This window comes from Bradyrhizobium sp. STM 3843 (genome assembly GCF_000239815.1).
GTDB lineage: Bacteria > Pseudomonadota > Alphaproteobacteria > Rhizobiales > Xanthobacteraceae > Bradyrhizobium.
Map to the genome: position 1 here is coordinate 1 of NZ_CAFK01000290.1, position 7,946 is coordinate 7,946.

The following is a 7,946-nucleotide window of genomic DNA, read 5'->3' on the forward strand; positions in this document are numbered from 1 at the left end:
ACTCATTCCCTTTGACTCGACGGCACGGAGCGCACTCCGCCTTAATCCAGGTTACGTCGGTTGAGAAGCTTCTGGAACCGAACCGGCTCTTCTCCGTATTCACCCACGGCAATGTAGATCGCTTCGTTCGGCTCGCGCATGGCGCCCTGGGCAGCCGATCGTCGCCGCGTGCATGGCTGCTCGCGGCTCTTCGCATCGCATGGCTGCACGAGGGAAGCGGGGAACAGCGCAGATGAGGGACGCGTGATGCTTGGAAAGCTTTCCTGGTCGGCCATTCCCTTCAATCAGCCGATTCCTCTCGTCGCTGCGGGCCTGGTGCTCGTCGTCATTCTCGGCGTTCTGCTGTGGGTTCTGATCAAGGGTTACGTGCCCTATCTCTGGCGGGAATGGATCACCAGCGTCGATCACAAGCGAATCGGCGTCATGTATGTCCTGCTTGCCTTTGTCATGCTGCTGCGGGGCGGGACCGACGCCATCATGATGCGCTTGCAGCAGGCGATCGCGCTCCATTCCAACGGTTACCTGCCGCCGGAACATTACAACCAGATCTTCTCCGCGCACGGCACGATCATGATCTTCTTCGTGGCGATGCCGTTCGTGATCGGGTTGATGAATCTCATCGTTCCCCTGCAGCTCGGCGTCCGTGACGTCGCCTTCCCGACCTTGAACTCGGTCGGCTTCTGGCTGACCGCGACCGGCGCGCTCCTCGTCAACATGTCCCTCGTGATCGGCGAGTTCGCGCGCACCGGCTGGCTGCCGTTCCCGCCACTGTCGGAGCTGACCTATTCGCCGGGCGTCGGTGTCGATTATTATCTCTGGGCATTGGAGATTTCCGGAGTGGGGACGCTGGTCGCCGGCATCAATCTCGTGACGACCGTTTTGAAGCTCCGCACCCGCGGCATGAACTATCTGCGCATGCCGATGTTCTGCTGGACCACGCTCGCATCCAATCTGTTGATCATCGCAGCGTTCCCGATCCTGACGGCGACGCTGACGATGCTGATTCTCGACCGCTATTTCGGCTTCCATTTCTTCACCAACGAGGCCGGCGGCAATGTCATGATGTTCATGAATCTGATCTGGGCCTGGGGACACCCCGAGGTCTATATCCTGGTGCTGCCCGCGTTCGGCATCTATTCGGAGATCGTGCCGACCTTCTCCAGCAAGTCGCTGTTCGGCTATCGCTCGATGGTGCTGGCCACCATGGCCATCTGCATCGTGTCCTTCATGGTCTGGCTGCATCATTTCTTCACGATGGGAGCAGGGCCGGAAGTGAACGCGATCTTCGGCATCGCCAGCATGATCATTGCCGTGCCGACCGGCGTGAAGATCTACAACTGGCTGTTCACGATGTATGGCGGCCGCGTCCGTTACGCGACGCCCATGCTGTGGTCCGTTGGCTTCATGGTGACGTTCCTGTTCGGAGGGCTCACGGGGGTGCTCCTGGCGATGCCGCCGGCTGACTTCCTGCTGCACAACAGCCTGTTTCTGGTCGCGCATTTTCACAACGTGATTATCGGCGGCGTTCTGTTCGGGGCATTCGCCGGCGTGTCCTACTGGTTTCCGAAGGCGTTCGGCTTCCGGCTGTATGAGAGCTGGGGCAAGGCGGCCTTCTGGTTCACGCTGGTCGGGTTCTACGCCACATTCGTGCCGCTCTATGTGGTCGGTCTGCTCGGCATGACCCGTCGCATGCAGCATTATGACGTCGCGGAGTGGCGCCCCTGGATGCTGGCGGCAAGCGCCGGGATGGTGGTGCTCGTCGTCGGCGTCGTTCTCCAGATCCTGCAGCTCGTCTTCAGTATCCGTGACCGTGAGCTGCTCCGCGATACGACTGGAGATCCGTGGGACGGCCGCTCGCTGGAATGGGCGACATCCTCGCCGCCACCGGTGTTTAATTTCGCTGTCTTGCCCAATGTGACCGGGCTGGACGCCTATTGGACGATCAAGGAGAAGGCGAAAGCAGAACAGCTCCGCGACAAGGCGCCGCGGGAATACGATGACATCGAGATGCCCCGCAATTCTCCGACCGGATTCGTCTGCGCGTTTTTCGCCACCGTGATGGGCTTCGCGCTGATCTGGCACATCTGGTGGATGGTCGCGCTCGGCGCGGTGGGTGCATTTGCGACTTTCGTGGTGTTCGCCTGGCGCGACCGCGACGAGTACGTGATTCCGGCGGCCGACGTCGCGCGGATCGACCGCGCAATCATCGCGTCTCGTCGCGGGCTTGCGACGGCAGCCGGCGACGTGGGATGAGCCGAGGCGTAGTTAGGCTCGACTGCCCGAGGTCGACGGGCCGGCCCGACCTATCTGCTTTCGTGACGCCTGGGCTTTTGTGACAGGAGAGACCGCGCGGCCTGATCACGCGACAACCGCGCGGCTGTCTTTCATATCCTGGAACGTCACACCGTACGAAGGTCTGTCAATCTCAGCGCGGGGTCACGCCATTCGACGGCGGCGTGGTTTCGTTGCGCATGCCAGGTGGGCTGGATGCGCCCTGACTACCGCGCATGGAATGCGTAGGTCCGCCACCCCCAACGCCACCACCGGCGCCCGAGCCCGCACCTGCGCCGCTTCCACCTGCGCCGCCACCGCCTGAACCTGACCCGCCTGCGCCCGCACCGGCACCGCCGCCAGCGCCACCACCCGCGCCACCACCGGCTCCTCCGCCCGCGCCACCGCCGCCTCCTTGGGCGAAGGCGGACCCGGCCGTCGCGGCGGCCAGCAATGCTGCTGCAACTATCGTAACAAACCTATTCCGCATGTCTGTGCTCCTTTGGGGTACTAATTCGCACCAATCGAATGCAGAGCGCGGCGTTCCTATCCGCACACTGCGGAAGAGAGTGACGCAGCTGTCCTGCAGCTTTGCTCGGTCGAGCCGATGACATCAGCATGGTCGCAACGAGCAGCTCGACCGCTGCCGCGGTCATTTGCATCGGCACAATTGCAGATGATGCTGCGCATCATCGTGCGCTGCGACGACCGGCCGACTCCTATGTCGTTTGCAAGTTACAGAGCCCGTCCGCCTGCGCCAGGGAACGCGACCCGGGGCTGAGCTGTTGGGTCAGCGCGTGGGTGCTGCGTCGGCACTCGCATTCGACAGTGGAGAGCGAGATGGAGCGTACGATCATCGGCAGTTTTGCGACCCGCCGCGAGGCGGAGATCGCGGTCGAGCATCTGGTCCAGGAACATGGCATCGCGCGCACCGACATCTTCATACAGGCCGCGGGAACGGCGAACAGCGCGGGTTCAAAGATCGCCGGCGCCGACATCGAAAGCGGACATCCCGGCGTCGATAAGCGCGGCCGGCCGGAGTTGGAAGGGGAGGTGGAAGTTTCGGTGGATTGTCATGGCGAGCAGGGACGTCTCGTGGAGAGCGCGTTCAAGGCCGCGGGAGCGCGCCAGCTGCGGTCGCATTAGAGCATGATCCGGAAAAGTGGAAACCGGTTTTCCGAAAAGATCATGCTCAATCAAGGAGACCGGCGCTGGCGTGCGGACTGCATAGATCACCTCGAAGCTTTCCTCCTGTGACGCCAGCAGGCACAATGGCCGCTCTCACGCTGGCGTCCGACCATTACCCGACCGCGCCAGCCTTGTTGGGCAGGTGATCATGAGCTCGCTGGCACAGTCGCGCCTCGTCAACGATGTTTTCGGCGATCCTGGCCTCTACATCGATTTTCGCTTCGGCCGGCGGGCGATGTTATTCGACCTCGGCGACCTCGGGCCGCTCTCGCCGCGCGAATTGTTGCGCGTGAGCGATGTCTTCGTCAGCCACCGCCATCTCGATCATTTCTGCGGGTTTGACCGGTTGCTACGTGTGCGCCTCAATCATGAAGGCACGCTTCGCATTGTCGGGCCGGCCGGCTTGATCGATGGCGTTGCTGCCAAGCTCGCCGCCTATGAATGGAATCTGCTTGGTGCGCATTCGCCTGATTTTGTGATCGTAGTCGACGAATTCGTCGACGGTCGGCTGGCGCGATCGGCTATGTTCAGAGCGCAAGAGGCCTTCAAAGTTCGCCCGCTGCGCCCCGACCCATTGCCTGATGGCGTCGTGTTCGACGACGGTGAGGTGCGGATCGAGGCACATACGCTGGAACACAGCCTTCCTTGCCTGGCCTTTGCGTTGCAGGAGGCCGTGCGCGTCAATGTCTGGACCGAGGGATTGAACGCGCTGGGCCTGCAGGTCGGGCCATGGCTCAACGATGCCAAGAGCGCAGCGCGGCGCGGCGAAGACGATGAGACGCCGATCGCGGTTGGAAATGGTCGGGTCGAGCCGCTCGGCCGGCTGCGCCAGCATGTGCTCAAGAGTGGGCCGGGGCAGCGGGTGGCCTATGTCACCGATGCGGCATTCACGGCTGCAAACATCGAGAGCATCCTCGCGCTCGCCAGGGATGCCGATCACGCGTTCATCGAGAGTGCGTTTTCCGGAGCCGACGAGGAGCTTGCCCGCCAGCGGCGGCATTTGACCGCGACCCAGGCCGGCGAGCTCGCGCGCCGAGCCGGCGCCCGGCGGCTCACGACCTTCCACTATTCGCCGCGCTATATCGACGCGCCCGAGCGCTTGCGACATGAGGCGGAAGCCGCATTCCGCGGCGAGGTGGTGGCAGCTGGGCACGGCGGCCTCCACCCGTAAGCGGGCACGTCGCTTCGCCTTCGGGGTCAAAGCCGCGGATCGATCGGTTCGCTTTCCAGGGCCAGCACCGCAAAGACGCATTCATGGACACGCCTGAGCGGCTCTTTGGCAACGAAGCGCGTCAGCGCCTCATGGCCCAGCGCGAATTCGCGCAGCGCAAGCTGACGTTTGCCGTCGAGCTTGCGTTGCCGCAGCCGCGAAATGTGCTCGGGCGCATCATATTCGGGCCCATAGATGATCCGGAGATATTCACGGCCGCGCACCTTCAGCGCAGGCTGGATCAATCCTTTCGGTCCGCGCGCGACGAAGTTGCGCGGTTTGACGACCATGCCTTCGCCGCCGTTTTCGGTGAGGCCTTCCCACCAGAGGATCGCGTTGCGAACAGCGGTTTCGTCGCCGAGCGGGATGGCGTGCCATTTTGTTCGGGTGATCACGCTTTCTGCCGCGCGTGCCAAGCGATCGGCCAGCTCCATGTGCCAGACGTGATCCTGATCGAACCAGACGTGCCCTTCGCTCGCCAGCAGGTGGAAGGGAGCGACCTTGAGGTCATCGATCGTGTTGATCGGCCAGATGTATGGCGCCCAGGCTTGGCCGTACCGCGCAGCGCGTTGCAGCCGATCGGAGAACCGCTGATCAAGACCCGCGAGGTCGAGGCAGCGATTCGTGGCCCGAGCGATCGCGTCCGCAACGGCGCCGAGGCCTGCGACCGATGATGCTGCGACGGGGGCATATTGGGTTTCGATCAGGCTACCTGCCTTGGCCGACCAGGGCATGATCTCGGCATCGAGCAGCAGCCAGTCGGACGCGAGCGTCTGCCACAGATCAGCTTTATCGACGGCATCCCGAAGCCGCTTCAACAGCGCCTCGGTGGTTTCGGTGTCATTGAAGAAGGCACGACCGGTACGGGTCCAGATCGCGCCGGTCTCATCCCCAACGACGCCGAACCGCGTCCTGGCAACGTCGGCGCTCCGGCACAGTGCGATGACCGCACGCGAGCCCATATGCTTCTCTTCGCACACGACTTCGCCTACGCCGCGCTCGCGAAAATGTGCAAAGGCCTCCTCGGGTCGTTCCAGCCAGCCTTCTTCCGTGCTGGTCTCGGAGGGCGACATGGTCGGCGGTAGATAGACGAGCCATTGTGGCGCGAGAGCGAACCGGCTCATCACTTCCAGTGCGGCGGCCGCGTTCTCTTCCGCAATCACGACGCGGCCCCTCAGGGCGGTGTCAATCCAGCGGCGGCCGCGGACGTCTTCGATGTCGAGCAGCTGATCTGCGTCGGCCTGAGCGGAGGAACCACCGCTGCGAGCGGCCAGCGGACGAATCGGCTCGCACCATACGCGCTCGGCTTCAACATCGATGATCTGCCGTTCCGGCCAGCGCAGTGCCGTGAGCCGCCCGCCGAACACGCAGCCGGTGTCGATGCAGATGGTGTTGTTGAGCCATTCGGCATTCAGCACCGGGGTGTGGCCGTACACCACAGTGGTCGGTCCTCGGTAATTCGCAGCCCAATCGGCGCGCACCGGCAGGCCAAACTCATCGATTTCGCCGGTGGTTTCGCCGTACAGCGCAAATTCGCGCACGGCACCGGAGCCCCGGCCGATCATGTCCTCTTTCAGTCCGGCATGTGCGACTGCGAGCCGCCCGCCATCGAGCCAGACATGGCTGCGGAGACCATCAAGAAAGGCGGGAAGCGCGTCGCGGAAGCCGCGATCCTCCCCTGCAAGCTGATCGATCGTGTCCTGCAGTCCATGGGAGATCGTGACCTTCCGGCCTGCCAGCCAGCGCTGGAATTTCCTGTCGTGATTTCCCTGCACGGCATAGGCCGTGCCCGCCGCGGTCATGCTCATGACGATGCGCAGCACGTCCGGCGAATTGGGGCCGCGGTCGACGAGGTCGCCGACGAAGACCAGCTTGCGGCCTGCGGGGGGCGTGACGCTAACCGCCCGCTTACCCCGATCGTCCGACCACACGACGTGGTAGCCAAGCCTTGCGAGCAGCTTCTGCAATTCGTCGGCGCAACCGTGCACATCGCCGATAATGTCGAATGGTCCGGAATCTGAACGCTTGTCGGTCCACAGCGGCTGCCGGGTGACGCTCGCCGCCTCGATACTGTCCACGCTCGAGAGCTTCCAGACTTGGCGAAAGCCCTCGCGCTGCAGGCCACCGAGCCCGCGTCGGATCTCCGATACCATCCGCTGCACCACCGGGCCGCCGAACGCGCGCTCCGGCCGCGTCTTGTTGCGGGCGATGCAGATATCGATCCCGGGATCGAACACTATTGCGACGGGTAGCGCGTGCCATTTGCGCGCGAGCTCGACCCAGCCTTTCCGGTCGGCCGGGCGGACGTTGGTCGCGTCGATCACGGCAAGCTTGCGGTGCTTCAGCCGCTTGCCCGCGATCTCGCGAACCAGTTCGAAGGCGTCGGCCGAGACGCCCTGATCGGTCTCATCGTCAGCGACCAAAGCCCGGCAATGGTCGGAGGAGATGATCTCCGTCGGCAGGAAATGCTTGGCTGCAAAGGTCGATTTGCCGGAGCCGGTCGAGCCGATCAGCACGACCAGTGAGAAATCGGGAATGTCGATGGTCATTGGGCCGCGCTCACCCGCGTGAAAACCGCCATCTGGGTCGGTGCGCCCAACATGCTGTCAATCTGGCCAATGCCGGATAAGGCGACTTGATAGCCATAGGCCTCACAGATGCGATCGGCCCAGCTCGCAAATTCGGCGCGGGTCCACTCGAAACGGTGGTCGCGATGACGAAAATCTCCGGCGGCGAGAGTAGGAAAGAGAACATTGTAGTCCCGGTTCGGGGTCGTCACCACGACGGCCCTTGGACGTGCAGCGCCGAACACGACGCGTTCAACCAGCGGCAGCCGATCCGCATCAAGATGTTCAATCACCTCGACCAGGGCGGCGGCATCGGCATCGCTCCATCGACTGTCGCGATAGGTCAGTGAGCCATGCAGCAGCGTCAAGCGCTCTTCGGGCGGAGCGCCGGGCATCTGCAGCTTCAGCCGCTTCGCAGCGCGTTCTAGCGTGGAAGCCGCCGGATCGAGCCCAATCAAGCGGTCGACCCAACGCTCCCGGAGCAGCTCTTGCAGCAGTTTCCCCTCACCGCAGCCGAGATCGGCGATGATCTTGGCACCGGTCGCGCGAAGCGCGTCCGCTACGGCCGCTAAGCGCGCGTCATTCAGTCGGATCGGTGCTTCGAGCCTATCCTCAGCTTCGCTGCGCGCCTTCGGCTCGATCGCCTCGTCACGGGCCTCCGGGGCCAGCCGCTCCAAGGCGGCACGCGCCAGCACGCCGCGATGACGAAG

At 63.6% G+C, this 7,946-nt stretch carries 6 protein-coding genes; 4 read left to right on the forward strand and 2 right to left on the reverse strand.

Annotated features, from left to right (window positions below; translation table 11 throughout):
* The 4 genes from BRAS3843_RS41935 to BRAS3843_RS29215 all read left to right on the forward strand — a co-directional run.
* A partial coding sequence (locus BRAS3843_RS41935; protein ID WP_210161401.1) for a hypothetical protein occupies nucleotides 1-236 on the forward strand: 236 nt, incomplete at its 5' end.
* Nucleotides 237-246: 10 nt separating this feature from the next.
* Entirely contained in the window at nucleotides 247-2,253 is a 2,007-nt protein-coding gene (locus tag BRAS3843_RS29200; protein ID WP_008972745.1) for a cbb3-type cytochrome c oxidase subunit I, read from the forward strand.
* 858 nt (nucleotides 2,254-3,111) lie between these two features.
* On the forward strand, nucleotides 3,112-3,417 hold the full coding sequence (locus BRAS3843_RS29210) for a hypothetical protein (RefSeq protein ID WP_008972747.1): 306 nt from the start codon (nucleotides 3,112-3,114) through the stop codon (nucleotides 3,415-3,417).
* A 190-nt stretch (nucleotides 3,418-3,607) separates the two neighbouring features.
* On the forward strand, nucleotides 3,608-4,630 hold the full coding sequence (locus tag BRAS3843_RS29215) for an MBL fold metallo-hydrolase (protein ID WP_008972748.1): 1,023 nt from the start codon (nucleotides 3,608-3,610) through the stop codon (nucleotides 4,628-4,630).
* 26 nt (nucleotides 4,631-4,656) lie between these two features.
* Here the strand turns inward: BRAS3843_RS29215 and BRAS3843_RS29220 are convergent, their stop codons facing one another.
* Together BRAS3843_RS29220 and BRAS3843_RS29225 are read right to left on the reverse strand one after the other, a co-directional pair.
* Nucleotides 4,657-7,218: a polynucleotide kinase-phosphatase gene (locus BRAS3843_RS29220; RefSeq protein ID WP_008972749.1), complete on the reverse strand. Its 2,562-nt coding sequence runs from the start codon at nucleotides 7,216-7,218 to the stop codon at nucleotides 4,657-4,659.
* Nucleotides 7,215-7,931: a methyltransferase gene (locus BRAS3843_RS29225; protein ID WP_008972750.1), complete on the reverse strand. Its 717-nt coding sequence runs from the start codon at nucleotides 7,929-7,931 to the stop codon at nucleotides 7,215-7,217. Before BRAS3843_RS29225 ends, BRAS3843_RS29220 begins: the two co-directional genes overlap by 4 nt.
* Nucleotides 7,932-7,946 lie beyond the last annotated feature (15 nt).

Excerpts from the sequence above, each read along its gene's own strand:
- BRAS3843_RS29200 (WP_008972745.1), top strand. The coding sequence starts at position 247 with ATGCTTGGAAAGCTTTCCTGGTCGGCCATTCCCTTCAATCAGCCGATT.
- BRAS3843_RS29210 (WP_008972747.1), top strand. The coding sequence starts at position 3,112 with ATGGAGCGTACGATCATCGGCAGTTTTGCGACCCGCCGCGAGGCGGAG.
- BRAS3843_RS29215 (WP_008972748.1), top strand. The coding sequence starts at position 3,608 with ATGAGCTCGCTGGCACAGTCGCGCCTCGTCAACGATGTTTTCGGCGAT.
- BRAS3843_RS29220 (WP_008972749.1), bottom strand. The coding sequence starts at position 7,218 with ATGACCATCGACATTCCCGATTTCTCACTGGTCGTGCTGATCGGCTCG.